General features: G+C 37.6%; 18 protein-coding genes. 12 read left to right on the forward strand and 6 right to left on the reverse strand.

The window, feature by feature from the left end; genetic code table 11:
- Positions 1–686: 686 nt before the first annotated feature.
- From ACSBL2_RS06490 to ACSBL2_RS06515, 6 genes are all read left to right on the forward strand, one after another.
- A complete protein-coding gene (locus ACSBL2_RS06490) occupies positions 687–1,043 on the forward strand; it encodes an RNA polymerase sigma factor (RefSeq protein ID WP_442590863.1) in 357 nt (118 codons plus the stop codon).
- A gap of 33 nt (positions 1,044–1,076) precedes the next feature.
- On the forward strand, positions 1,077–1,271 hold the full coding sequence (locus tag ACSBL2_RS06495) for a sigma factor-like helix-turn-helix DNA-binding protein (RefSeq protein ID WP_442590864.1): 195 nt from the start codon (positions 1,077–1,079) through the stop codon (positions 1,269–1,271).
- A gap of 148 nt (positions 1,272–1,419) precedes the next feature.
- Positions 1,420–2,556: a FecR family protein gene (locus ACSBL2_RS06500; RefSeq protein WP_442590865.1), complete on the forward strand. Its 1,137-nt coding sequence runs from the start codon at positions 1,420–1,422 to the stop codon at positions 2,554–2,556.
- A 113-nt stretch (positions 2,557–2,669) separates the two neighbouring features.
- Positions 2,670–6,182: a SusC/RagA family TonB-linked outer membrane protein gene (locus ACSBL2_RS06505; protein WP_442590866.1), complete on the forward strand. Its 3,513-nt coding sequence runs from the start codon at positions 2,670–2,672 to the stop codon at positions 6,180–6,182.
- 9 nt (positions 6,183–6,191) lie between these two features.
- Positions 6,192–7,586, forward strand: coding sequence for a RagB/SusD family nutrient uptake outer membrane protein (locus ACSBL2_RS06510; RefSeq protein WP_442590867.1), 1,395 nt, complete (start codon positions 6,192–6,194; stop codon positions 7,584–7,586).
- Positions 7,587–7,838: 252 nt separating this feature from the next.
- The gene (locus ACSBL2_RS06515; protein ID WP_442590868.1) at positions 7,839–9,374 is read left to right on the forward strand and encodes a TlpA family protein disulfide reductase; all 1,536 of its coding nucleotides are present in this window, start codon (positions 7,839–7,841) and stop codon (positions 9,372–9,374) included.
- Positions 9,375–9,410: 36 nt separating this feature from the next.
- On the opposite strand, the gene ACSBL2_RS06520 is transcribed toward ACSBL2_RS06515, so the two are convergent.
- The 5 genes from ACSBL2_RS06520 to ACSBL2_RS06540 form a co-directional block, all read right to left on the reverse strand.
- Complete coding sequence (locus tag ACSBL2_RS06520) at positions 9,411–9,719, reverse strand: hypothetical protein (RefSeq protein WP_442590869.1); 309 nt, start codon at positions 9,717–9,719, stop codon at positions 9,411–9,413.
- A 245-nt stretch (positions 9,720–9,964) separates the two neighbouring features.
- Positions 9,965–10,462: a MauE/DoxX family redox-associated membrane protein gene (locus ACSBL2_RS06525; protein ID WP_442590870.1), complete on the reverse strand. Its 498-nt coding sequence runs from the start codon at positions 10,460–10,462 to the stop codon at positions 9,965–9,967.
- A 46-nt stretch (positions 10,463–10,508) separates the two neighbouring features.
- The gene (locus tag ACSBL2_RS06530; protein ID WP_442590871.1) at positions 10,509–13,028 is read right to left on the reverse strand and encodes a lanthionine synthetase LanC family protein; all 2,520 of its coding nucleotides are present in this window, start codon (positions 13,026–13,028) and stop codon (positions 10,509–10,511) included.
- On the reverse strand, positions 13,025–13,507 hold the full coding sequence (locus ACSBL2_RS06535; RefSeq protein WP_442590872.1) for a MauE/DoxX family redox-associated membrane protein: 483 nt from the start codon (positions 13,505–13,507) through the stop codon (positions 13,025–13,027). The genes ACSBL2_RS06530 and ACSBL2_RS06535 overlap by 4 nt, the downstream gene beginning before the upstream one ends.
- Positions 13,508–14,563: 1,056 nt before the next feature.
- Positions 14,564–14,833, reverse strand: coding sequence for a hypothetical protein (locus tag ACSBL2_RS06540; protein WP_442590873.1), 270 nt, complete (start codon positions 14,831–14,833; stop codon positions 14,564–14,566).
- A 943-nt stretch (positions 14,834–15,776) separates the two neighbouring features.
- On the opposite strand from ACSBL2_RS06540, the gene ACSBL2_RS06545 reads away from it, so the two are divergent.
- The 6 genes from ACSBL2_RS06545 to ACSBL2_RS06570 all read left to right on the forward strand — a co-directional run bounded on the left by ACSBL2_RS06545 (position 15,777) and on the right by ACSBL2_RS06570 (position 23,830).
- Positions 15,777–16,517, forward strand: a complete 741-nt coding sequence (locus tag ACSBL2_RS06545) for an SDR family oxidoreductase (RefSeq protein ID WP_442590874.1) — start codon at positions 15,777–15,779, stop codon at positions 16,515–16,517.
- Between the two features lie 72 nt (positions 16,518–16,589).
- A complete protein-coding gene (locus ACSBL2_RS06550; RefSeq protein WP_442590875.1) occupies positions 16,590–17,903 on the forward strand; it encodes a gluconate:H+ symporter in 1,314 nt (437 codons plus the stop codon).
- A gap of 69 nt (positions 17,904–17,972) precedes the next feature.
- Positions 17,973–20,018, forward strand: coding sequence for a prolyl oligopeptidase family serine peptidase (locus ACSBL2_RS06555; RefSeq protein ID WP_442590876.1), 2,046 nt, complete (start codon positions 17,973–17,975; stop codon positions 20,016–20,018).
- 152 nt (positions 20,019–20,170) lie between these two features.
- Positions 20,171–20,482 (forward strand): hypothetical protein, encoded by a 312-nt coding sequence (locus ACSBL2_RS06560; protein WP_442590877.1) that lies wholly within the window; start codon positions 20,171–20,173, stop codon positions 20,480–20,482.
- Positions 20,483–21,113: 631 nt separating this feature from the next.
- Positions 21,114–21,518 carry a DUF805 domain-containing protein gene (locus tag ACSBL2_RS06565; protein ID WP_442590878.1) on the forward strand — a complete coding sequence of 135 codons (405 nt, stop codon included), beginning with the start codon at positions 21,114–21,116 and terminating at the stop codon, positions 21,516–21,518.
- A gap of 1,301 nt (positions 21,519–22,819) precedes the next feature.
- Positions 22,820–23,830, forward strand: a complete 1,011-nt coding sequence (locus tag ACSBL2_RS06570) for a hypothetical protein (RefSeq protein ID WP_442590879.1) — start codon at positions 22,820–22,822, stop codon at positions 23,828–23,830.
- Positions 23,831–23,885: 55 nt separating this feature from the next.
- Here the strand turns inward: ACSBL2_RS06570 and ACSBL2_RS06575 are convergent, their stop codons facing one another.
- Entirely contained in the window at positions 23,886–24,428 is a 543-nt protein-coding gene (locus tag ACSBL2_RS06575; RefSeq protein WP_442590880.1) for a helix-turn-helix domain-containing protein, read from the reverse strand.
- Positions 24,429–24,553 lie beyond the last annotated feature (125 nt).

Consider the following 24,553-nt stretch of genomic DNA (forward strand, 5'->3'; position numbering starts at 1 on the left):
GTATGCTTTTTTAGTACGCAGAAACTTGCTGAAGAAGTTGTTCCTCTTTCTCCTTAGTAAATATCCCCCTGTTTTTTTGGACTCTGGAATTATTTCTGCATGCTGTGCCATATAGCCTTCATATTTCCAGATTTACTAATTCATTTAACTAATTATTTTATTGTGATTTATTGTAGTCTTATAGGGAATTATTATTTACAAATTATTGTTTTTTGGCTGTTGTAATCTATAGATTTGGATACATGAAATAGTTTTAGGGTTGAATGAAATGTGAAAAAGATAGGGTTTACAGGAGGGTGATGTGGTTCATATTAATTCAAGGCAGGATGAAAAATAGGTCTGCACTAATCAACTGAAAGAGAATGGAATCGATGATGATAATACGTGTTAATGTTGAAAGATATGACCCCGGCTAAAACAGGTTATTTAGGTGGATGGTGCATATTGATGTGACAGAAGTCCGAATCCAACAATAGATAAAACAAACCCATCCAATACGACGTTTTTTTCTGTCCAATATAAAAAATACTTCAAATTTATCTTATTCATCATACTCGGTAAGGTGAAAATGGATGATGCTAAATAGATTTAGCAATGCGAAAAAAAATATGAGAATTTAAAAAAACTGATAATTATCAGAAAACGTATATAATTCAGCGCTTACTACATACTGTATTTTCTACACCATGAAAAATTACAATTCCTACTCTGACGAAGAACTATTGGTCCTGTTTAGGAATGGTGAAAGGGGTGCATTTGAAATTATCTATCAAAACTACTGGCCGCGGCTTGTCCTCCACGTGAACAACATGTTGAAGGATGAAGATTTAGCCCAGGATATCGTTCAGGAAGTCTTTGCCTGGCTGATCAACAACGTTAAAGAGCTGATCATAAACTCTACACTTAAATCTTACTTATATAGTGCAGTCAGGTTTAAAGTTTTTGACGCGATCAGGCATGAAAAGACCAGGAATAATTATTTGGAGACTATTGCGGATCATATCCCCACAAGCTCTGCAGATGCTGACTTTCATTTGAAATAGTTAATTAACCTGATCGATGCAGAAATATTGAAGATGCCACCAAGGATGCAGGAAATCTTTAACCTCAGCCGTAAACAGCACTTATCTCATAAAGAAATTGCCAATTTGCTGGGTACCTCAGAAAACAATGTGAAAAAACAGGTGCAAAGTGCATTATTTTTGCTGAAGAACAACAGGGATATCAATACTTATGTGGTATTGATTGCGTTTATGGCGATAGGCATATAATACACACCAAATTTGACCCTATTTATTATTCTATCCTCAGGAATAGTAAAGATTCTCTTCATTTATTTAAGATTTCAAATTTATTTTGAATCTTGATTACCCCAGATAACTTCTTATTCGACTCATTATTAAAGCCAAAATGAGCGCAATGAAAAAAGAAGTTTCAAAAGCCCTTCTTAAAAAGTACGAGGAAGGAAAATGTACACCGGAAGAACTTCATCTGTTAGAAGATTGGTATAATAGAACCGCGCATGAAAATGCCGGTACGCCATTTACACAAGATTTATTCATCCAGCAGAAGGCTGGTTTGGAACAACTATGGCCTAAACAAAAAAAGAAGCCTAATCATATCATCGTGCTGTACAATGCTTATAAAAGTTATGGTGTTGCTGCGGTCGTGTTCATTTGTGCAAGCGTAGGTATCTATTTCATGATTGCGGGCAGAAATGATTCTTCCCTGGGGGGTGATGTAGATCCGGGAGAAAATAAAGCAGTCTTAACATTATCAGATGGAACAAAAATAAATGTGACCGATGCCAAATTAGGATTATTATCTACTACATCAGGGATGAAGGTGACCAAATCAAGTAAAGGGGAGGTGGTGATTACATTCTTAAACAATCCCGGCTCCAATAATGCTAAAAGTACAGATTTTAATACCATTGAAACTCCTAAAGGTGGTGAATTTAAGGTGTGTTTGCCTGATGGGTCAAATGTATGGCTAAACGCCGCTTCAACGCTCCGCTTTCCAACAACCTTCGTGTATGCAGGTACACGGAGTGTTCAGTTGAGCGGCGAAGCCTACTTTGAGATCTTTAAAGATAAAGCACATCCTTTCATTGTATCCACCGAGAACCAGGAGGTAAAGGTATTGGGTACACATTTCAATGTGAACAGTTATCCGGAAGAAGTTGTGGTCAAAACCACCTTACTCGAAGGTGCTGTCCTGGTTTCCGCATTGGGAAAGCACACCGCTTTAAAGCCGGGTCAGCAGTCTGTCAATAATGGTAAAACAATCAATGTGCGCAGCATTGAAGCTGAGAATGAAATTGACTGGCACAATGGTAGTTTTACTTTCAATGATGAACCTTTAGGCAATATACTGAACAAGCTGGCCAGATGGTATGATGTGAAGTTTATCTATAAAGACAAGGATTTACAATATAAATCTCTCGCCGGGTCAGCATCCCGGTATGCCAAAATATCTGACATTCTCTGTCAGCTTGAATTAACAGGTGAAGTGAAATTTAAAATTGATGGAAAGGAGATCACCGTAATGAAATAAACAACCTGCCAAGGTTGATATAAAGAAGGCCAGTTGTTGACAGACAACTGGCCAGGGCGTATATCAGCTGTAAAAACCTAGAAGAATTCACAAACGACTAAACACCAATCCAAATGTATAAAACTTTTACCAATAGTAACATTGGCAACTGGAAATCTTTTGCCTTTAAAGTCCTGCTGATTATGCGATTAACTGTCATTTTTTTATTGGCTACGCTATTACAGGTCAGCGCTTCTTCTTTTGGACAGAAGATAACGCTGAAGGAGAATGCTATAACGTTAAAGCATGTATTTTCAGCAATAAAAAAACAGACAGGTTATACGGTAATTTATTTCCGTGACAAAATTGATGACCAGAAAACTATCAATATTAATTTTGACCGTACCCCGCTGGAAGAGGTGCTTAATAATGTCCTGGCAGGCCAAGCAGTAACTTATACCATACAGGATAAGGCTATTGTCCTGAAGGAAGAGAAAAAGTCCTTTATGGATAAATTTCTAGATGTCTTTGCTCAGATTGATGTCCGTGGGCGGGTTCTTGATCCGGAAGGTAATCCACTTGTGGGCGCGACGATTACTATTAAAGGCAGTTCTAGGCGTCCTGTTCTTTCAGGCAATGATGGGAGTTTCCTGATTAGCAATGTGGATGAAAATTCGTTTTTGGTGGTTTCTTATGTAGGATATGAGTTAAAGGAAGTTAAAGCTGCTAAGGAGATTGGTGATGTTAATTTAGTGGTCACTACGGGCAAATTGGAGGAGGTGGGGATTGTAAGTACTGGGTACCAGAATATTTCCAAAGAAAGATTGACCGGTTCTGTAACGGTGATAGATAATGCGCTCCTTAATCGAGCAGTTTCGCCGGATTTCTTAAGTCGTTTAAACTCAGTAACCAACGGTTTATTGATGAATGCCAACTCTGGTAATAATTTGGGCATAAGCATCAGGGGTAAGAGTACTTTGTTTTCTTCTACAAGACCTTTAGTTGTCGTGGATAATTTTCCATTTGAAGGAGATGTCAACACCATCAATCCAAATGATATAGAAAACATATCAGTTCTTAAAGATGCTGCTGCAGCATCGATCTGGGGTGTGAAAGCTGGAAATGGTGTAATTGTTATTACCACAAAAAAAGGTCGGTTCAACCAGAAACCAACGATAAGCTTTAATAGTAATTTAACTATTGGGGCAAAGCCAGATTTGAATTATACTCCTCAGCTTACTTCAGCAGAATATATTGAAGTTGAAAAATTTCTTTATGAACAAGGCAAATTTGATGGTGCACTTCGTAATGATTATGAAGTGATCTCTCCAGTAGTAGCACTGTTAGCTCAGCGCAATTCAAGTAATTCGACAAGCATTGACGCACAGATTGAAGCATTTAAACAATTGGATAGCAGGAAGCAAATTAAGGAATACTTTTACAGAAATAGCATCAATCAGCAATACTACCTGAATGTTAATGGTGGTGGTTCCGCAAATACTTATAACCTTTCTGCCGGATATGACAGGATTCAACCCTTCCAAGTGGCCAGTGCAACTAATCGATTTACCTTTAGGGCGAACAATACTTTTAATATTTTAAAAGATAAATTACAGCTAAGCACTGATTTAACCTTCAATTCGAATAAAACTTTGAATGAAAATGCCCGATTTTACGACAAGGCTCTTTATCCTTATGAAACATTGGCCGACCAGAATGGTAATGCGCTTCCTGTATTGCTTTCAGGTGGATTGCGAGCATCTTACACTGATACGGTTGGCGGGGGAAGATTATTGAATTGGAAATATAAGCCGCTGGAGGAATTAAGAAACAAGGCGAATGTAGTTGAAAATGAGTTGGTTGATGTCAGGTTGAACACTAGTTTAGTCTATAAAATAATTAGGTCGCTTTCCTTATCGCTGAACTACCAATACTATAAATCTGCCGGAAATTCTGAAGGCATCAATAATTTAGATTCCTATCAAACCCGGCACGCCATCAATCGTGTAACACGAATCGATGGATATAATGGAGTGATCAATTACCCTTTCCCACTAGGTTCAACCTATAATGGCAGCAATAACATCTCTACGTTTAACTATGGCAGGACACAGGTAGATTACCAGTATACATTTTTCAGAAAGCACCATATAACAGCATTAGCAGGGTATGAAATTAGATCCGAGAATGCATTTCTTCGTAATGTTAACCTTGTGGGGTATGATCCTGAAACAGCAAAAAGTGTTAGACCTAACAATGTGACTCTTTTTCCATTTAATTTTGGACAACCAGGGTCGATAATTTTTAACTCAAACCCTATAAATCAATCAGGAACAACAAATCATTACATTTCTTCATATTCTAATTTGTCTTATGCCTACGATCTTCGATATGTCCTTTACGGAAGTTACCGTAAAGATGAATCTAATTTATTTGGAGTAAAGTCTAATCAAAAGGGTGTACCACTCTGGTCAACAGGTGTAGCATGGAACATTGATCAGGAAGTTTTTTTTAAAAATGGATTCTTAGAACAACTTCAGCTAAAGGCTAGTTTTGGCTATAACGGGAATGTAAATCAAAATCTATCGGCTTATACCACAGCTTCCTCCTTTGGAGACTTGAATAACTGGGGAGCTTTATTTTTGATGATTACAAATCCTCCAAATCCGTCTCTCAAATGGGAAAAAGTTAAAAATATCAACATTGGAATTGATTTTAGTTCAAAAAATAGGGTTTTATCAGGAAGTATAGAGTTATATGGAAAAAAAGGTTTGGATCTCATTGGTCAAAGCCCTCTAGCACAGCAAACGGGCATCATTACTTTTACAGGAAATGTTGCTCATACTATGACCAGGGGGCTTGACATTCAATTAAGTACCCAGAATGTGAATCGACTATTTAAATGGACCACAACTGCTTACCTGAATATTGTTAAGGATAAAGTGACGAAGTACATGACTAATACTGGAACAAATAGCAACACAGTTAGCACCAATAGTGTAAATCCACTTGTTGGATATCCAATTAATTCTATATTTAGCTATAAAACTAATCAGTTGGATTCTTTAGGTAATCCTCAGGGTTTTTTTAATGGATCTATTAGCCAAAATTATACGTCGATAGCTGGCTCTACAATTCTAAATGATTTAAGATTCCATGGCTCTGCTATTCCTACAGTTTATGGTGCCTTCAGAAATTCATTTTCTTACCAATCTTTTGATTTATCCATCAACATCAGTTACAAGTTAGGCTATTATATCAGGACGCCAGCTTTAAGAAGTAGTGATGTTTATAGCGGAATATATCAAATACCAAATTATGATCAAAGGTGGCAAAAAAGAGGCGACGAATTCTATACCGATGTACCTTCATTACTTTATCCTGCAAATACTTCCAGAGATTCATTTTATCAATATTCAGAAAGCCGCGTAGAAAGAGGTGATCATATCCGTCTGAATGATATCTTATTAACTTATACATTTCTAGAAAAATCCTTGAAAAGAATAGGATTGAAGTATCTCAATATCTATCTGTATGCAAGTAATTTAGGTATTGTTTGGAGGTCAAATAAACAAGGGATTGATCCTGATGTAGCTGTTTTTCCAAGCCAAAAAAACTTGTCTATTGGTCTAAAAGCAACTCTTTAAATCTTTATTATGAAAAATAATATCAACAAATTTTGGTTTTTTTTATTTTTATCAATTTTTTCCTTTTTAAGCTGTAAAAAGGATTATTTAAATCATAAACCATCTACGAATATTGTTCAACCCAAGACGTTGGATAATTTAATTGGATTACTTGATAACTCGGATATAATCAATAAGGCTTCTTCTGCCCTGCCTATACTATCTGCAGATGAATATATGTATGTAGATCATCAAACCTGGCAAGCCAGTCCTACGGCAACAGAAAGAAATGCGTACATTTGGGCAAAAGATATATTCGGTGGAGAGCCACTTATAAAAGATTGGACTGCACCTTATGCTGCAATTTTTTATGCAAATAATGTTTTAAGTATATTAAATGATATTCCTAAAACAGCTGAAAATTCAACAACTCATCGTTTTGTTGAAGCTTGGGCACTCTTTGTACGAGCTAATAGTTTTTATGATCTTGCTAACAACTTTTGTAAAGCATATGATAGCAATACTGCTGTTTCGGATTTAGGTATACCCATTAGGTTGAAACCAGAAATAGATGTAATCGAACAAAGATCAACTCTTCAACAAACATACGATCAAATTCTATCAGACTTAAATCGTGCCGTACAACTCTTTTCTTCCAATTCGATGATGCCGACAGAAAAAAAAAACAGGCCATCACTTGTAGCTGGTTATGGTCTTATGGCCAGAATTTATTTAAATATTAGAGATTATTCAAATGCCGAATTGTATGCAGACAGTTGTCTAATGCTATATCCAAATTTAATCAATTATCAAAACCTCGTTCCTAGTATATTTCCTTTTGATCAATCTAACGAGGAAACATTGTACAGTACAACAGTTGTTAATGCTTACATTTCTGCCTCAGTTGTTTTTAATAATAATATTTTCATAGATAGTACATTATTGGCAACTTATAAAAAAGGTGACCTTCGCAAAACTCTCTTTTTCTCCCCAATGGAAAACGGATATGTAATGGCGGGGAATTATTTCGGACCAGCTCTTCAAGCTTATACAGGCATTGCTACCGATGAAGTGTACTTAATTAAGGCTGAATGTTCAGCTAGAAGAGGTAATATAGATTTAAGCATGGGAAAACTCAACGAATTACTCATTAAACGATATACCTCTGCATCATATATTCCACTAACAGCAGCAACTCAAAAACAAGCTTTAGACCTTGTCTTGTTAGAAAGAAGAAAAGAGTTAGTGTGGCGTGGTCTCCGATGGTTTGATATTAAACGATTAAATAGAGAAGGAGCAGAAATCAAACTTACTAGGATTATAGGCGATGTAACTTATACCCTATTGCCAGATGATCCAAGATTTATTTTTCCTATTCCTGATGATGAAATCGGCTATACTGGCATTGTACAAAATCAGCGTTAATTTGTGCTATGCGAGATATATATCAATGGCGATATACAACATTGCTTGGGTAATTAAAAATGATATGAAAATATTTAATATAGTAAATTAAAATCTTATTATAATAATCTTTATCATATAAATTCTAAAATAAAAAATATTAACAAATAAATTTATTTAATTGAATAATTGTTGATTTAAAGTTGTTTAGGTTTTAAATAGCTATAAAATCATAATTATTTTGTGAAATTTTTTTTAAAAAAAAGTATTCTAATGAAACACATCAAATTTTTATTCGTTTCTCTATTTTCTATTGTTGCATTGGATGCCTTCTCAGTCACATTAGACCCAATCATTGGTCCGACTATTACCCTTCATATAAAAATTACTGATTCAAACGTAATGAAATTAAAAGAGCCATTTTTAATGATTACAACATCAAACTATCCTATTTCTGGCCTTCAACTTTTATCGAGTGCTCAAAAAACAACTTACCGTCAGGATATTAAATTTAATGGAAGTAATACGTTTATTATCCCATCTCCTCAAAATAAAATGTATCTACACATAAGCTGTTCTAAAAGAACAGGTTCAAAAAGATCAATATTTAACGCCTTAGACAACGTCTACATTATAAATTCAGGAAGTGTTATCAATTGTACGATAGGTGAGAATGGCTTTGCGTTTAGTGGTTCAGGTTCAAAAATGCTTAATTTACAAAATGAACTTATTAGATTAAATTATCAACCGAATTATTCGATCTATAGGATGGTTGAACTCAGAAAATATTTGAAATATTTTAATTTAAGGAATGTACAAGCTGATTCGGTGCTAAAGGTACAGTTAAAATTATTGAAAAAGCATAAGAGTGATTTGAATAAAACCGATTACCAGATACTAGTTGCGAACTGTTATGGATATAGGTATTATTGGGAAATTTACGCTTATAATTTGGAAGCTCAACAGAATGAAATCTATTTAGATAGTTTGAAAAGGTTTTATTCGGGTAAAAAAAAATTGGGTGGTATCCCATTACTATCTGATAGCATTCTTACTTTATCACCGAATTATAGCAATTATCTGGTAGAAGAACTAAATATGTTAGGTAAAATGAACCAATCTAACTATTATTCTGTTCCAGAGCATAGCTTTATCTCAAATGTCCTCTTGGATATCAAACGAAAATATGTTGGGATATTAAAAGACAAATTACTTGCTATGTTCTTGATGAGAATGATTAATAGTCCAGCAGTTTTAGGTTTTTACGAGTCAACTTTTGATGTAATTAAAAGCGATTATTATAAACATATGTTACAGGAATTTATGGAGCCGTTAACTAAGGGACAACCATTTAAAGATTTCAAATTGTTTGGAGAAGATTCAAAAATTTATTCTTTAGCAGACTTTAAAAATAAAATAGTTGTCATGGATTTTTGGTATACTGGTTGTGTGAATTGCAGTATATTAAAGGATGCGATGAAGCCAGTATACGATCATTATAAAGAAAATAATAAAGTTGTTTTTGTAAGTGTATCAATAGACAAGTCCAAAGAAATGTGGATCCAATCACTTGCCGGAGGTAAATATACCCATGATGGATCGGTTAATCTTTTTACTAATGGTGAAGGTCAGGATAATGAATTGATTAAATTTTACAATATTTCTGGATATCCAACATTGAAAGTCATCAAAAATGGAATTCTTTTTTCAGCCATACCCCCCAAACCAACAATTGGTGTTCAGCCCGGTCTAACAATTTCACGAGGTGCGACTGAATTAATTGAAACGATTGATGAAGCTTTAAAATAATTAGTTGGGGGAGAGAATCCCCCAACTAATTATTTATTATTGACCGATATAGATGCCTAGTTGAGCGCTTTTTCTAATCCAGCCATTGGCTAAATAAGTAGCAGCTAAAGCGGTATTTAAAACAGTCTCTGAAAACTTATTTGCACCTAATGTCGTCACTATGTATGCACAAGTATTTTGCACTGGTTGACATAAAGATGAATTATAAGTGTTCGTTCTCTGGGTAAATGGGCCATCTGAATTAGTTGTAGCTCCGTATACGGTTAGACTTGGAGGCAGGATGGTAAAAGCACTGCCACTAATTGCAACTACCGCTGCAAATAGACCTAAAAATGACTTTTTCATAAATTTGTTATTTGGTAGGTTAAAATCACAAATATTTATCCAGGAGGTGATATATCTCCTGCTTCGTGCGCACGAATTCTTTTAATCGAATACATTATTGATGTATTCGTTTTTTTTACAGCCGAGTACAAAATAACTTTCGTCTCATTAGTAACTGCAAAATTAATAGTTGAAACTGATGAGTATATTTTGGAATTAAGTTTTAGCTATAGGTTTTATAGTGGATACAAAATGTATTAACTCTTTTAATTACTACTGCTGTCCTCCATTTTATATTTTATATTTTGATGTATATCAAATAATGAAGTCTCAAAATAAAAGCTGGTGCCAGATATGAGAATGAAAAATATATTGAAATAAATATGCTGTGTCCAGCTTAATGCTTCTATAACGCCCCCACAACCGCAGCTTTTAGGTCCACCATAATTCACCATATAAATAAGATAAATCGTAAAAAAAAGGAGGAGAAGAAATGAACTGAGTAATCCTAACCACCTTGATTTTGGAATAATCAATAATATACTGATGCAAATTTCTGAAGAAGGAATGAACCACGTCAATATATGAGAATAAGGTTTGAGTAAAACCGAGTTGTGCAAACCCTCCTCAAATGAAGAATAGGTATATAACTTAGTAATGGCAGTATAAACAAAAAGTATGATCAATAGAAAGCAGGTCATGTCAATAATTATCTCTTTAGTTTTACTTATAATTTGAAATTTGTCTTTTAGTGTAGTTTCCATATCAATTTTAATATTTATGAAGTATTATAATGAGTTGTAAATAGCCTTATAGGAATTGAATCAGTAATTTTCTGAATTTTAAAAGGAACAGAATAATCCCACCTGTACCCGTGAATAGTGTATCATCAGGAGATCCCAGTCCTTTGGTGTCCCAGATTTTTTTCTCTTTACATTCCTGGAATGTGGTATTCCATAAAATATCATAAATCCATTCTGCCTTTTTTTTCCATAACAGACTTTTAAGTATCCTTCCTGCTTCTGCATAGACTAATCCAGTACCCATCAATCCAATATCGAGGCTATATTCTAAATGACAGGGGTATTCACCCATCTTTGAGAGAAGTTTTTCTGCCCGATTTTTATATTCACTATCTCCAAAAGATTCAAATGCGTACAGAAATACTAAGATTATGCCTGCATCACCACTGATAAATGAATGATTAGTAACAGGGGTAGAAAAGCCAAAAAAATGGTTCTTGGGCAAATCTATATTCTTTAACACCCATCGTAATCCCTTTTCGACACTTTGTTTTACTCCTTCTTTTGGAAATACTTTATAGCTTTCAATCAATGAAAAAATGATTCCAGATACTCCTCCTGCAAAACCAAGGTTCTTTTCGTATGAAGCATTTGAATTATTATCGATCTTCCAAGATCCATCCGGATTTTGCAAGTTGATCAATAACTGTACTTGTTCCTGATGTATGTCGGAAAAGTATTTGTTTTGATTCTCAGCATATATAAGCAAAGATGCATATGCATATCCTGCTTGTCCATTAGCCAAATCCAAACAATTTGGTTCAGATTTAAAGCATCCTGCAATCACCTTTTTATAGATTATTTCCTCTTTGGTATAACCCAAGCTTATGAGATATTGCAAATTCAACGCAAAACCTGGTGCACCGCAAAAAAGACCAGGTGTATTTATTTTGCTTTTTACTGTGGATAACAAATCTAAATTTGATAGCAGTTTGGTGACTGACTCATTTTTTTGTGAAGTAAAATCGGATAAATCAGGATCGTGCAACAATTGAATAAGTGATCCTAATGAACTGGTTAAACTAATCTCAGTTGGAAAAGTAGTAGTGCTTTCAAGATAATTTTCATTGTTAAGAATGTTTAAACCTTTAAATGCACTATAAATTAATGTAGTCACCTCAGCCACTTCTGGAGTACGCTCCAGGTAGAAATTCTTGCGGTTAACAGATTCAAAAAGCTTATTCTCTGATGACCATGTCAAATCTTTTAGTATATCATCCAAGGTTGGTCGTTGTCCAGGAATTACATCTAAACATTGGGCAATTAATTTGGCAATTCGTACGTTTCCTGTGAAAAATGAGGTGACTTTAACTATTTGTTCATGATCGGTTGAGTCAAATTTCCTTATCGACATGTTGTTGAAAAAAAGGAACATCAAACTGCCCAATGCATAGATATCTTCACTTTCAGTAGGACGTGAAGCAATCCTTTGTTCAGGCGACATATAGCCTTCTGAACCGAGTTGAAAAGGATGATCCAGATTATCTGGTTTTATATCATAAGCAAGCTCGCAATCTATGATATAGACTTTCCCATCATGAGTTTGTATAAAGTTCTCAGGGGTTATATCCCGGTGAACAATGCCTTGATTGTGCATAGTTTTCACTAGGTTGACAATTTTAAACAAAAGATTTACAATATCAAGTCTTTCTGTACTGCGCAGGTCAAACCAGCATCTATTATTGAACAATTCTCTGATGAAATTTCTTACGGTTTCTCCCTTGATAAATTCTATCACAAAATAAGTATCTCCTTCATATTCAAATAAATCAATTGCTTTTGGGATGTTTAAATGCCCATTCAGTTTTTGATGAACATGTTGTTGCCATTGCAGCCTGTCTTTAATATCCCTGTCATAGAAATCTGATGCAGCATATCTAAGTCCCTTTTTTATAATTACTTTTTTTATCCTAAAAATACTTTTAAAGTCATATGCCACCAAGACCTCACCTCTGTAATCATATTTAATCCTTGATAATACGATGTATCGGTTGTTTAATATTCTTGATTTGCTAAGATGTGCTCCAGGTGTGACTGATGAATCAGCATTATAGGTATAGATTGCACCACCTAAATGGTAATTTCCAGGTATGGCAGGAGATTTTAAATCTCTGGTCATATCTACCAGATTTTGTATGATAAAATTATTATCAGGATCAACAGGAGCATATATTGTGACGATCTTTCCAATGTTCTCATATCCAAGATTTCCAGCAAGCAAATTATTTACCATCAGTTCGCTTCTCAGAAGCTTGAAGGACAGCTTCCATTTGGAAAGAAAAGGCAAGATCCGGTTTAAAACTTCATTGATTTGTGAAAGAACTACCGAAACGTAAAGTTCTGTATCGCCCGGCGTTGGTTCGTTGCCAGCGTAGAAATAAAGAGGATTCTCTAGGTATGAAATTGCATAATCATCCAGTAGGGTACTGAAATCATTTAAACCAATAGCCGATTCAATAATTTCGGTTTGAACTGCCGTTTGATTCACCATTTCAAGAACTGTTTCTTTATTTTCCTCGGTTTTCATAATACAACAACATTAGATGATCTTGAAATAGTAATTTTTAATCCTGGCAAACAGGCTATGTTTAATGCGACTAACAACAGGTTCAATCCCAAACATTGTGTCCATGTCAATCCGCCCATTATCCCTTCACAGGGACAAGGTAAATGGGCTGCAATGGAAATAATATAGATCAGATAGGTCGTAAAAATGATAAGCAGAATAAGAGAGATAAATAAACCCAGCTCTCTGGTTGAAGGAAGGAGTAAGAGTATAACAATACTCATTTCTAATACCGTAATCAGATAGGCCAGTACAACACCAACGCTTTCCAGTAAAGGCATCCTGTGAAGGAAATTTGCAAAAGCATCAACGTTCATAATGTGGACCTCAGCAGCACAAAAAAACAGGAACATTAAGAACCAAAATCCATTATCAATCAAGAGACAATTTATTTTCTCTATGAATGGTAATTTTGATTTAGTGTTCAATGTGATTTCCATGTCGTTGATTTATAGGACTAATTTAAACATGTATTCCTGAATGGAGTATCGGTAACTTTACAAAATGTTGTCATTTTATTTACAAAATTTCCCTTATCCGGGTAAGAATAGCATGTGTTTTAAAATTTGACCTGTCATTAGTACCTGTACCTATTAGGTAACCTCACCACCTGTCCAAAATAAATTAGGGTGGTCACGGGTTGAGAAAAGAATAGCGTGTTACACAGATGGCTTACATTGACATCATCCTATTCACAATAGTTAAAACAGCCTTTGAATGTTACCTAGCTCTATAAACGTAGAAATAAGGTGTGGATTGGATCGTCATGAAGCCATACCTAAGCCATTGTGAACCAATGGTGTTACTATAGTTGACAAGGTGCTGACAAGGTGTTGACAAGGGGCTGGCAAGGTGCTGACAAGGTCTTAGCCCTTGTCAACTACCTGTCAACTACTTGTTAACACCTTACCAAACATGGTTTCACCATGCTTTTACTATTGTTTGACCATTGTTTTATGCATAACAGTGTACGGCCTAAGTTATAACACACTTCCTTGCACAGGTGTCCAAAATGATTTTTGCTAGCTTCTAGAAAGTGATTATTTGTGTATTTAACACATCATTTGGTTGCTTAGTGATAGTAAAGGCTACCCTTATCTGTCAAATAGGCTAAGTTGGATGCTTTCGTCTGATTGGTTTTTGTCTAAAAATGATTGATCAAGCCAATTTGCAGATAGACTTTTATGAAAAGGCTTAACAACCTGATAATTGTACAGGGGAAGAGAAGATTCAGAATGGAATTGGAGGGTGTCGCAAAACCAAAGACAACACAATAGAAACATTGTGCCGATGCAAAGTTATTTTCTGCAGGATAAGGTAGTATGCATCCATGTACATAAAAAATTCAACGGCTGGGATCAATTCTATGGTTGCCATCCGTTGAATTTTTATACAAATACCAGGATCAGGAGTCTTCCATAGAAAACTGTCAGTTGATCCGGGGGATATGAATGGGCAGAATTAAAATCTGCTCCAGAATTTATCTAATAGCAGGATCAGCTTTCGCTTTTACCTGTGATATCATAAAGCCATTGACGTGACATGCCAAGATAGGATGCGATCCATTTACGGGAAAATTTCAGATATAATTTCTTTCTCAGCGTAAAAATCTTTCCTAGCTTCTCGTTTGCCGTCAGCGATTGCTGATCCATATCCCTTGAACGATGGTGTTTGCAATAGTGATAGAGAATGGCGGTCAGAAATAAGGTAGCTTCAGGATATTCCTTGATAATTTGATCTAAAGCAGATCTGTGTAAACGTAACATCTGGGTATCCTCACTAATTTCAATACATAAATCAGACGGTACTTTATCAAAAAAATTTGTAATGTCAGTGACCATGGAATTCTCATCCCAGAGGTAGAACGTCTGTTCTTTAATCGTATGATCAAAATAGAAACCCCCGCGCACCACCTATCTGCAGAAAGTATAGGTAATCAGGCGTTTGTCCTGTGTTGAGGAGGAGCTGTCCCTTGGAAAATTTTTTAATTTCAAGGGCCCCGTCAATACGCTCTGTCCATTTGGTAGAAGTGGTTTGAGCTTTTAATAATTCTACCAAAGCATCAGTAGAAAAAATTGAATTGAAAAAATCGTTGTGTAACATCATTTCCTGGTCTTATGATTAAAAGTTGATAAATGCATCATTCTAAAAGGATTTAATCCCATTTTCTAAATGCCTTTTTGATAAAATCTGGATTGATTCTTTACATCTAACAATTCAAATTTTGAATTTAAAGGCTATATCTGGCTGAAATAATTGCTTAGCGTTTTAACAAAAATAAATTATTTATTTAATTTATCTATTATAAATATTTTTATTTTAAATAAAAAAATTCGGAGACGATGTTTTTCTTAAAAAATAACAGTAAAGTTGTCTTTTAACTATAGTGTGTTTGGTTTAAAATGATGATTTTTAGTTGTTTGAGTGCTTTTTAGTTTTGATCTTGAAAACAACGCCTGAATATCTTCTTCCTTAAATTATAAGGGTGTGGACCGATAGTATGATCAAAATGCAGTTCGTAAGATCAATGTATATGAACCAGCCACAAAACCTTTTCCAGGTATAGGTAAGCTGATGTAATCTATTATTCATTCCTTGTTTTAATTAAAACTAAATGGCATCATTAAATATTTATATTTACCGGGTTAAAATGTGTGTTTCATAAGTCGGTTCACACAGACCACGAAAGATCATTGTAAATAGAAAATTATGAGTAACCTATCAGGAAAAGTAATCATCGTAACGGGGGCGTCAAGAGGTATTGGAGCGAATATTGCCCAAAAACTGGCCGCTGCGGGAGCTATAGTTATCGTCAATTATGCTGGTGGAAAGGAAGCGGCAGAGCAAACTGTAAATTCAATTATTGAAAAGGGCGGTGAAGCGATTGCTGTACGTGCAGATGTCAGTAAAGCTGGAGAGGTGAAGAAATTATTTGATGCTGCAATTGTTCATTACGGAAAAGTTGATGTGCTGGTGAATAACGCAGGTATTATGATTACCAAATTACTGAAGGATACAACCGATGAGGAGTTTACGCGTCAGTTTGATGTCAATGTACGGGGTACATTCAATACCATGCGGGAAGCAGCGACACGTCTGGCGGACCATGGTAGCGTGATTAATTTTTCTACCTCGGTGAACCGCATCATGCTGCCGGGTTACAGTACCTATGTAGCTACAAAAGCAGCGGTAGAGCAACTGACCCGTGTGTTTTCTAAGGAGGTTGGTGCAAGGGGGATCAATGTGAATTCAGTTTCTCCGGGGCCTACGAATACTGAACTTTTTACGAATGGTAAATCTCCTGAAGTGATTGAACGCCTGGCTTCGCTTTCTGCATTTAACCGTATAGCTGAACCTGATGATATTGCACAGATCGTGCTTTTTTTGGCGAGCGATGAGGCGAAGTGGATCAATGCACAGAATATAGGCGCTAACGGCGGAATGGCATAGTCACTGAGATTTACTATATTTAAGGAGTCTGTATCAATATCGCCTGCAGATGAACCAAATAGTATTCGCCGTATGACTATATTTATTGTCCTGTGCAGTATTTTACTGCTGATCATCATGGTTTCGGTATTCCGGATCAATGCCTTTATCTCATTTCTTGTCGTTTCCATTCTTGCCGGGATCCTGCTGGGTATTCCTTTGAATAAATTGGCCGGTTCCATTGAAAAGGGGATAGGGGATGTGATGGGATCACTGGTGATTATCATTACCGTAGGGGCGATGCTGGGTAAACTGGTGGCCGAAAGTGGGGCTGCACAAAAAATTGCGGCCGTGATGATGAAGGTCTGCGGCGAGAAATATATTCAATGGGGTGTGGTGGTGACCGGCTTTCTGATCGGGATTCCCCTGTTTTATGGAATCGGATTCGTACTCATGATCCCGCTTATTTTTTCTATCGTGTATAAGTATAAGCTTCCTGTGATCTATATCGGACTGCCGATGCTTGCCGCCTTGTCGGTTACCCATGGTTTTTTACCACCTCATCCCTCACCTTCAGCTTTGGTGATTCAGTTTAATGCCAATATGGGACTTACCCTGGTGTATGGGATGCTGGTAGCGATACCCGCAATTGTGGTTGGTGGCCCTCTTTTTGCCCGTACACTTAAACATATTCCTTCAAGTCCGCTCGCTTCTTTTGTTCCTGTGGAGTTGCCTGAAGAGGACCTGCCCGGAACATGGAACAGTTTTTTGACTGCTTTGTTGCCAGTCCTGCTGTTAATGGCGACGACTGTGTTTGCACTCTTTGGATTTAAGGATCCTGTGCTGGTGAATTTTTTCGCTTTTGCAGGTAACCCGGCTATGGTGATGCTGGTGGCGTTGTTTACTGCCACATTGACGCTGGGCGTTTTTCAGGGAAAGAAGATTCCATATATCATGAATATTTATGGGGAAGCTGTGAAGGACGTAGCCATGATCCTCCTGATTATCGGAGGTTCAGGTGCCCTGAAACAGGTGCTGGTGGATAGTGGTGTCAGCGGACAAATTGCAGGCCTGCTGAAAAACCTCCATGTGCATCCCTTGATCCTGGGTTGGCTGATTGCTGCAATTATCCGCTTCTGTATCGGATCGGCTACGGTGGCAGGATTGACCACGGCCGGTATTATCCTGCCGCTGATGGTTTCTACCCATACCGATCCCAATCTGATGGTGCTGGCCGTTGGTGCAGGAAGCCTGATGTTTTCACATGTGAATGATTCCGGATTCTGGCTGTTTAAGGAGTATTTCAACCTGAGTATGAAGGATACTTTTAAGTCATGGGCTGCTATGGAGTCTATCGTAGGACTTGTTGGCCTTTTGGGGATTCTGCTACTTAACCAGCTGATATGAAATTTAAGGGGGGCTTATTCGTTTGAATAGGTATACAGGTGTATATTTACCCCTTTACAGTATATATAAATGAGATATCCCGATACGAGAAAAGTACAAATTGAAGATAATTATTTCGGAACCCTGGTCCAAGACCCCTACCGCTGGCTGGAAGATGATGAGTCGCAGGAAACAAAAGAATGGGTGGATGCACAAAATGCGGTAACCCAGGATTTTCTGTCCCAAATTCCCTTTAGAAATGAGATCAGGGAGAGGTTGAGCACCCTGATGGATTATGAGAAGTTCTCCCGCCCTTTTAAGGAAGGTGCATATACTTATTTTTATAAAAACAGCGGATTGCAAAACCAGCCTGTCTTATACAGGCAGCTGGAGGATGGAGAACCTGAGCTGTTCCTTGATCCCAATACCTTCTCTGAAGATGCAACCAGCTCCCTTTCTGGGATCAGTTTCTCGAAAGACGGAAGCCGGGCGGCCTATAAAATTTCTACCGGTGGATCAGACTGGTCAGATGTGGTGACCATCATAACTGCAACCGGTGAAGAGATTGACCGGGAGGTGAAGGATATTAAGTTTTCTGATATTGCCTGGCGCGGAAATGAAGGTTTTTATTACAGTACATACGATAAGCCCCTGGAAGGTAGCCAGCTTTCCGGAAGGACTGCTTTGCATAGCTTATATTATCACCGGGTGGGAACGGCACAGGAAGAAGATGAACTGGTTTTCGGTGCTGAACAAACGCCAAGGAGGTATATCAGTGCTGCCCTGACTGAAGATGAACGGTACCTGGTTATTTCAGCCGCAAATTCTACTTCAGGAAATGAGTTGTACCTGCAGGATCTTACCGATCCCAATGGGAAGATAGTCACCGTAGTGGATAACCTGGAGAAGAACCATACTATTTTTTATAACCAGGCTTCCCGTTTGTATATACATACGGATTTAAATGCACCTAATGGCTGTGTGGTGACTACAGAAGCTTCTGAGCCTTCTCCTGAGAACTGGAAGGTGCTTATTGCTGAAACAGAAAATGTAATCAGTCCCTCCACCGGAGGCGGCAGGATTTTCGCAAATTATATCAGGGATGCATCTTCGGTTGTATTGCAATATGACCTGAAAGGTAACCTGGAGCATGAAATTACCTTGCCAGGCCTGGGAACCGCTACCGGGTTTGATGGCAAGGAGAAAGAAAAGGAACTGTATTATACTTTTACTTCCTATGTGTACCCGCCAACGATTTTTAGGTATGTGATGGAGGAGAATAAAACTGTGGTCTTCAGGAAATCGGGCGTGGACTTCGATCCTTCAGGTTATGAGTCTGGCAGGGTTTTCTTTACTTCAAAAGACGGGACAAAGGTACCCATGATTATTACCCATAAAAAAGGCTTGGTGCTTGACGGAGAGAATCCTGCACTGATGTATGGATATGGTGGTTTTAGTGTTAGTCTGACGCCTGCATTCAGTACGAGCGTGGTCAGCTTTATAGAACAGGGTGGGGTGTATGCCGTGCCGAATATTCGTGGAGGAGGGGAGTATGGGGAGAAGTGGCACCTGGCAGGTACAAAACTGCAAAAGCAGAATGTGTTTGACGATTTTATTGCCGGGGCTGAATTTCTGATTGACCAGGGCTTTACCTCTTCAAAATACCTGGCTGCTATGGGAGGTTCCAATGGAGGCCTGCTGGTAGGGGCTATGGTGGTGCAGCGCCCGGAACTTTTTAAAGTCGCCTTTCCTGCGGTGGGGGTGATGGACATGTTGCGCTACCATCAGTTTACCGCTGGTGCCGGCTGGAGTTTCGATTATGGTACCGCTGAGGATTCAAAACAAATGTTTGAGTACCTGCTGAACTATTCGCCCGTTCACGCATTAAAGGGTGGTGTGTCTTATCCCGCGACTTTGATTACAACAGCCGATCATGATGATAGGGTGGTGCCTGCGCATTCTTTTAAATTTGCAGCCCAGCTCCAAGAGCTGCAGTCGGGTGAAAATCCTGTGCTGATCAGGATAGAAAAAAATGCTGGGCATGGGGCTGGTAAACCTACCGGTATGGTTATCCAGGAGATTGCCGATAAGTGGGCCTTCCTTTTTTATGCAATGGGACTCAGTTATGTTAAATAAATTTAAAGGTATATACAATATTCTGCTTTTATGAGCGTCTGTATATATGAGAGCGTTAATTTAGATAAAACGGGATGGGTCGGATTGACCAGTCCCGTTTTTTTTTTGCTGATTTTGTGTAGCAGAATGGCTATCTTAAACGTTTTACGATTATGAGAAAAATAATATTTCTGTTGGCCCTGGTATCGGCAATGTCCAGCTGTAAAACAATGTATGCCCCAGCTGAAAAAGGCCAGATGACGCTGAGCGGAACGATTGAAGAATCGGGTATGACGACTTATCAATATGGTACACATGTCTTGAAAGGTGCTGCCCAAACCTATGCGCTAAGAAGTACAACGGTTAAGCTGGGCGAGTATATTGGCAAAAATGTAAAACTTAAGGGCGTTAAAATAGAAGGTTATCCTGTGGAAAATGGACCCGACTATATAGAGGTGAAAGAGGTGGCCCTGAAGGGGCAGTAATCACCTGTTCGGCTGATCCTGGGTCATTTTTAAGCAGGAGGAAGTAGATTATTGCCGCCCCGGCAAGGAGGAGTAGAAGCCAGAACCACCATGGTGTCGGATTTTTGGGCTGTACGTTTAATGTTGCCATAGCTGATGATATTTTGGTTGGAGAAGTAACCGGAAGCAGGCGGGAATGTTTAGATGGTGTGAGGAAAGGCCATTTTGGCCAGTTTGGTTTTTTGCAGGGATAAGTTTGTCCAATAAGCAGAGGCCACTCCAGAATTTTGGGTGATAAATTATTTTTATGGAAATTTTTGCATTTAAAATTAAAAGCCTGCCATTATTTTATTTTGTCTATTGAATAGGGGTATTTTGTCCCCGTAAATCATCAATTTGTGTAAAAAAGTACATAAAATTGTTTAGGTTTGTACTGTTTGAGATTGTTGATTTCTATATAAAATTGATTGACTGAACTTTTTATTTCCTGATTCGTTTTTACTGGCGAAATATAATAAACTTGGTTGAAAGAAGTTTGTGCAGCGCCGATTCTGGATTTGTAAGGTTGACTTTTTATACTGATATTCATTTTATCAATGCCTGAGGTTAGTCAGGGAGCAATCTTTTAACAAAACAACACACACTTAAAAAAATGTTTCAAAATCCATTCTCCCTGAAGGGCCGTATCAGCAGGACCGAATTTTGGCTGTCCTGTTTTGCTTACTTAGGCCTCATTTCCTTGTTTTTTATGACGATGGATAAGTCGGCAGCTACCATTCGCAATACCAGCGAACATTGGTTTGTCGTACTCATCTTGGGGCCCTGTTTATGGTTGTTATTCGTGCAGGCCGTGAAAAGAAGCCACGATATCGGAAAAAGCGGCTGGCTGATCATGAACCCTTATTATTACTACCAGTTGTTCTTCGAACGGGGGCAGCCTTGTACGAATCACCATGGAGAAGATCCAAGGGTAGTAAGGTTGCGCTCGGTCATTCCTGATGATGATCTGTTTAATTACTTGAATGAACATAAGCGCAATCTCGGAAGAGATAATTAAGGACTGATCCTTTTATTTAATCCCTGCTTTTCCTGTTTCTGATTTTTTCGCTATCCTCATAGTGATAGGGGATTTCTTTGCCTGGAAATCCCCTATGCCGGAATCTGCAAGTCTCTATTGCAGTCTGTTCCTTTCAGTTTCCCCCCTTATCCTTTTACTGTTTTCAAATATGGCCTAAACTAATCCTGTCTTTTTTCCTGTCAGGACAGGGGATGGAGAGGAAACTCTGCGGCTGCTGGTATCATTTGCGAGCTGAATTTTTCAAATGGATGGGGCAAATTGATTGCCTCTTTTTTTTCTGTCGGCATAAGGGAATGGTAGTCGCATCGAATGGTCGATGCGGTTCTTTACGATGGGAAAGGAGTTAAAATGATAGTATTGTTTTGACAGGGTGTTTTGTGGTTTATTTATCTGTTTTTCAGTTGTTTGTGAATGGTTTTCTGGCTATGTATTTAAATTTTATTTTAACATTTCCACAGGCAAACTAAATATTCATCAGAATATTATGCCATAATATAATTAGTATTTAGTGATATTGTTATTACATTTGGTGTATTAAATAAACTATGAGTGATTTAAATATAATCCTGTATTAAATATTGTGATTTAATTAATATTTTTTAATACGGATTATGGCTGTTTTTCTGGTGGACAATATCAATAATGGAGAGAAGTTTCAATTGATATCAACACAGGATACTTTATGAGATCATCGGGAGTTTAGCTCAGAAATAACCAAACTCATTAATGATATGATACGAAAACTTCAAAAAGCACCCCCTTCCTGATCCTGTTTCCCAGGGCTGTTATCTGCTGGTTAAGGTTATCCTCGTCGTTGTGCCGGTGGAACTGAGCAGGTATATATGCTCTATCAGCTGCAATTTCTGTTGGTGGTAAGATGAACGTTGTCAACGTAAGGGGATTGCTATGCTGAAAAAAATCAACTATTGAACAGATAAACCCTTGATGATATCCTCATGCAAAGAAAAACAGTTAAATCCTGGAATGAAATCGCCAAACCCCCGGATTGACCGGGCGGGAAAGCGGCCTGTTTAATTAGGTGATTTTGTACAATGGCCGCTTCCTTTTCCATTTGCCATCCAAATCCTGAATGTTTTGGGGTTTTCTCCCTGAGAATTATTGCCATCATTTTAAATGAAGCGTAAAAAGAACTTAAGGAATAGGAGTGTCTGTAGCTGATGTATGCGGTAGAAACAGGGGAGGGCATCCCATAGGTGAAATCTAGCGACTTCATGAAATTGATGGCTGACCCTTGTCATACTTTTAAAAAGAATAAATTCATGAAAAAAATAAACACCCAACAAGATGGAATCGTAGACGATTTTTCAGCAGATAAAAAGAATGTTGAAATAGAACTGGTGTTGAGCAGTCCGGTAGATAGTATGCCTTATTTAATGGTTTACCATGGCTCTTTTTATTCAGATGATCCCCAAAAAGTTAAAAGTTATACTGTATACCCTTTTGCCAGTAAAGAGAACCATTTTTTCTTTGAGCTGAGGAACCAGGAAAACCCGCAGTATTTTTCTATGGTGTTGAAGGATTCTACAGGACTCCAGTACCTTTTAGATGATTACCATTTCGAACCCGATGACAAGCTGCTGGTTCAATTCGATAACCAGCCTATCCCCAATAAACGGTCAAGGCCTGAGTTTTCAGGCCGCGGGGCTGCAAAATATAATTGCCAGGCTGCCTTTAAACCGGTGCTTCTGGCAGATAAAGTCAAAACGAAACCCCAATTCAACCAGTGGAATGCTTATAATGAAAATAACAGGCATGTAAGGAATATGAAGCTACTGCTGGGGTTGATTGAGGGCTTCAGTGCGCAGCTTTCCGATTATTCGTATGAATTATTGAAAGCAGATGTTATTGCCGGGCAGTGCAGGGCAATCATCGCAAATTTTCAAAGGAAAATGAATGCATTATGGCTAGATGAAAACATGAAGCCTTATCTTGAATTGTGTAATTATTATCACCATACTTTTCAACTGGATTTTGTAGACAGTATTCCTAACCACATCAAATTTACATCGAAACAATATCCCTTTTTTATCGTGGAAAGGATGATCTGCAATTATTTGGAAAAATATACCCGAATGAATTTTGTTGGGATTTACCATTCCTTTTTAAAGGTTGCGGATGCCAGCCTGAGAGATAAAATGCTGGTGATCCTCATCCTGGGGTATAAAACGGAAATGAAAGATGATTATGCCTATGTATTGAAACATGCACTGACCATCATTAAAAATAAAGAATGTGTGGAAAGACTTAAAGAAACTTTTATGTTGAATTAATTGGCAACATAATGAGGGGTGGTGAGGCTGTCTGTATTCTGGCAGCCTTTACCTGCTAAATGACTTTTTTCTTCAGCTTGTACCGGTTTCCCCTGCCATTTTCAGGTTTGGTGATATCTAATAAATCTCTTCTTGGCGGACGGCATAAAATATCCGAAACTTTACTCGGGGGGATGGTCTGTTGATAGAGATGTAGAAAGTCTACTGCAATTTCCTTAGATGTTTTCTCCTCATTCAGATAACCACCCTTCAGGTACTTGTCAATGTTTTTAGAGTAGTTGGGAGAAGCATCTTTCAGGTAACCTGTATCTGTGCTTTTAAGCTTGTGAAATTTGCGTATGCTTTCATGCAGCTTTTCCCTCATCGGAATAGGAAAGCCAGGATCTGCTAACTGATAATATTTAACACCGAAATAAGTACTGATAATAACCAGCATATCCAGTCCTATACTGTGATTTGCCTTTTCTATTTTTGCAATGTAAGGTTGCTGCATGCCAAGCCCCTGAGCCAGGTGGGCCTGTGAAATACAGGCAGTATCCCTGTATTTTTTCAACTGTTCGGCAAATTCTAATCTCGCTTTTTTTTCTATACTGCTCACCCAACAAATTGAATATTTAGATAAATATTAAGTAATATTTCATAAGGTATTTATTGGGATTGTATAGCTTTAGGTGAAATTATTTATTAATTAGGGGGAATTTTTGTGGTTAATTCATTGCGTAT

Source organism: Pedobacter sp. AW31-3R (genome assembly GCF_052180285.1).
Taxonomy (GTDB): Bacteria; Bacteroidota; Bacteroidia; order Sphingobacteriales; family Sphingobacteriaceae; genus Pedobacter.

Bases quoted from the DNA above. Each gene is read 5' to 3' on its own strand.
- ACSBL2_RS06555 (WP_442590876.1), top strand. From the start codon at position 17,973: ATGAGATATCCCGATACGAGAAAAGTACAAATTGAAGATAATTATTTC.
- ACSBL2_RS06560 (WP_442590877.1), top strand. From the start codon at position 20,171: ATGAGAAAAATAATATTTCTGTTGGCCCTGGTATCGGCAATGTCCAGC.
- ACSBL2_RS06510 (WP_442590867.1), top strand. From the start codon at position 6,192: ATGAAAAATAATATCAACAAATTTTGGTTTTTTTTATTTTTATCAATT.
- ACSBL2_RS06565 (WP_442590878.1), top strand. From the start codon at position 21,114: ATGTTTCAAAATCCATTCTCCCTGAAGGGCCGTATCAGCAGGACCGAA.
- ACSBL2_RS06490 (WP_442590863.1), top strand. From the start codon at position 687: ATGAAAAATTACAATTCCTACTCTGACGAAGAACTATTGGTCCTGTTT.
- ACSBL2_RS06540 (WP_442590873.1), bottom strand. From the start codon at position 14,833: ATGTTACGTTTACACAGATCTGCTTTAGATCAAATTATCAAGGAATAT.
- ACSBL2_RS06570 (WP_442590879.1), top strand. From the start codon at position 22,820: ATGAAAAAAATAAACACCCAACAAGATGGAATCGTAGACGATTTTTCA.
- ACSBL2_RS06550 (WP_442590875.1), top strand. From the start codon at position 16,590: ATGACTATATTTATTGTCCTGTGCAGTATTTTACTGCTGATCATCATG.
- ACSBL2_RS06515 (WP_442590868.1), top strand. From the start codon at position 7,839: ATGAAACACATCAAATTTTTATTCGTTTCTCTATTTTCTATTGTTGCA.
- ACSBL2_RS06500 (WP_442590865.1), top strand. From the start codon at position 1,420: ATGAAAAAAGAAGTTTCAAAAGCCCTTCTTAAAAAGTACGAGGAAGGA.
- ACSBL2_RS06495 (WP_442590864.1), top strand. From the start codon at position 1,077: ATGCCACCAAGGATGCAGGAAATCTTTAACCTCAGCCGTAAACAGCAC.
- ACSBL2_RS06525 (WP_442590870.1), bottom strand. From the start codon at position 10,462: ATGGAAACTACACTAAAAGACAAATTTCAAATTATAAGTAAAACTAAA.
- ACSBL2_RS06545 (WP_442590874.1), top strand. From the start codon at position 15,777: ATGAGTAACCTATCAGGAAAAGTAATCATCGTAACGGGGGCGTCAAGA.
- ACSBL2_RS06535 (WP_442590872.1), bottom strand. From the start codon at position 13,507: ATGGAAATCACATTGAACACTAAATCAAAATTACCATTCATAGAGAAA.
- ACSBL2_RS06520 (WP_442590869.1), bottom strand. From the start codon at position 9,719: ATGAAAAAGTCATTTTTAGGTCTATTTGCAGCGGTAGTTGCAATTAGT.
- ACSBL2_RS06505 (WP_442590866.1), top strand. From the start codon at position 2,670: ATGTATAAAACTTTTACCAATAGTAACATTGGCAACTGGAAATCTTTT.
- ACSBL2_RS06530 (WP_442590871.1), bottom strand. From the start codon at position 13,028: ATGAAAACCGAGGAAAATAAAGAAACAGTTCTTGAAATGGTGAATCAA.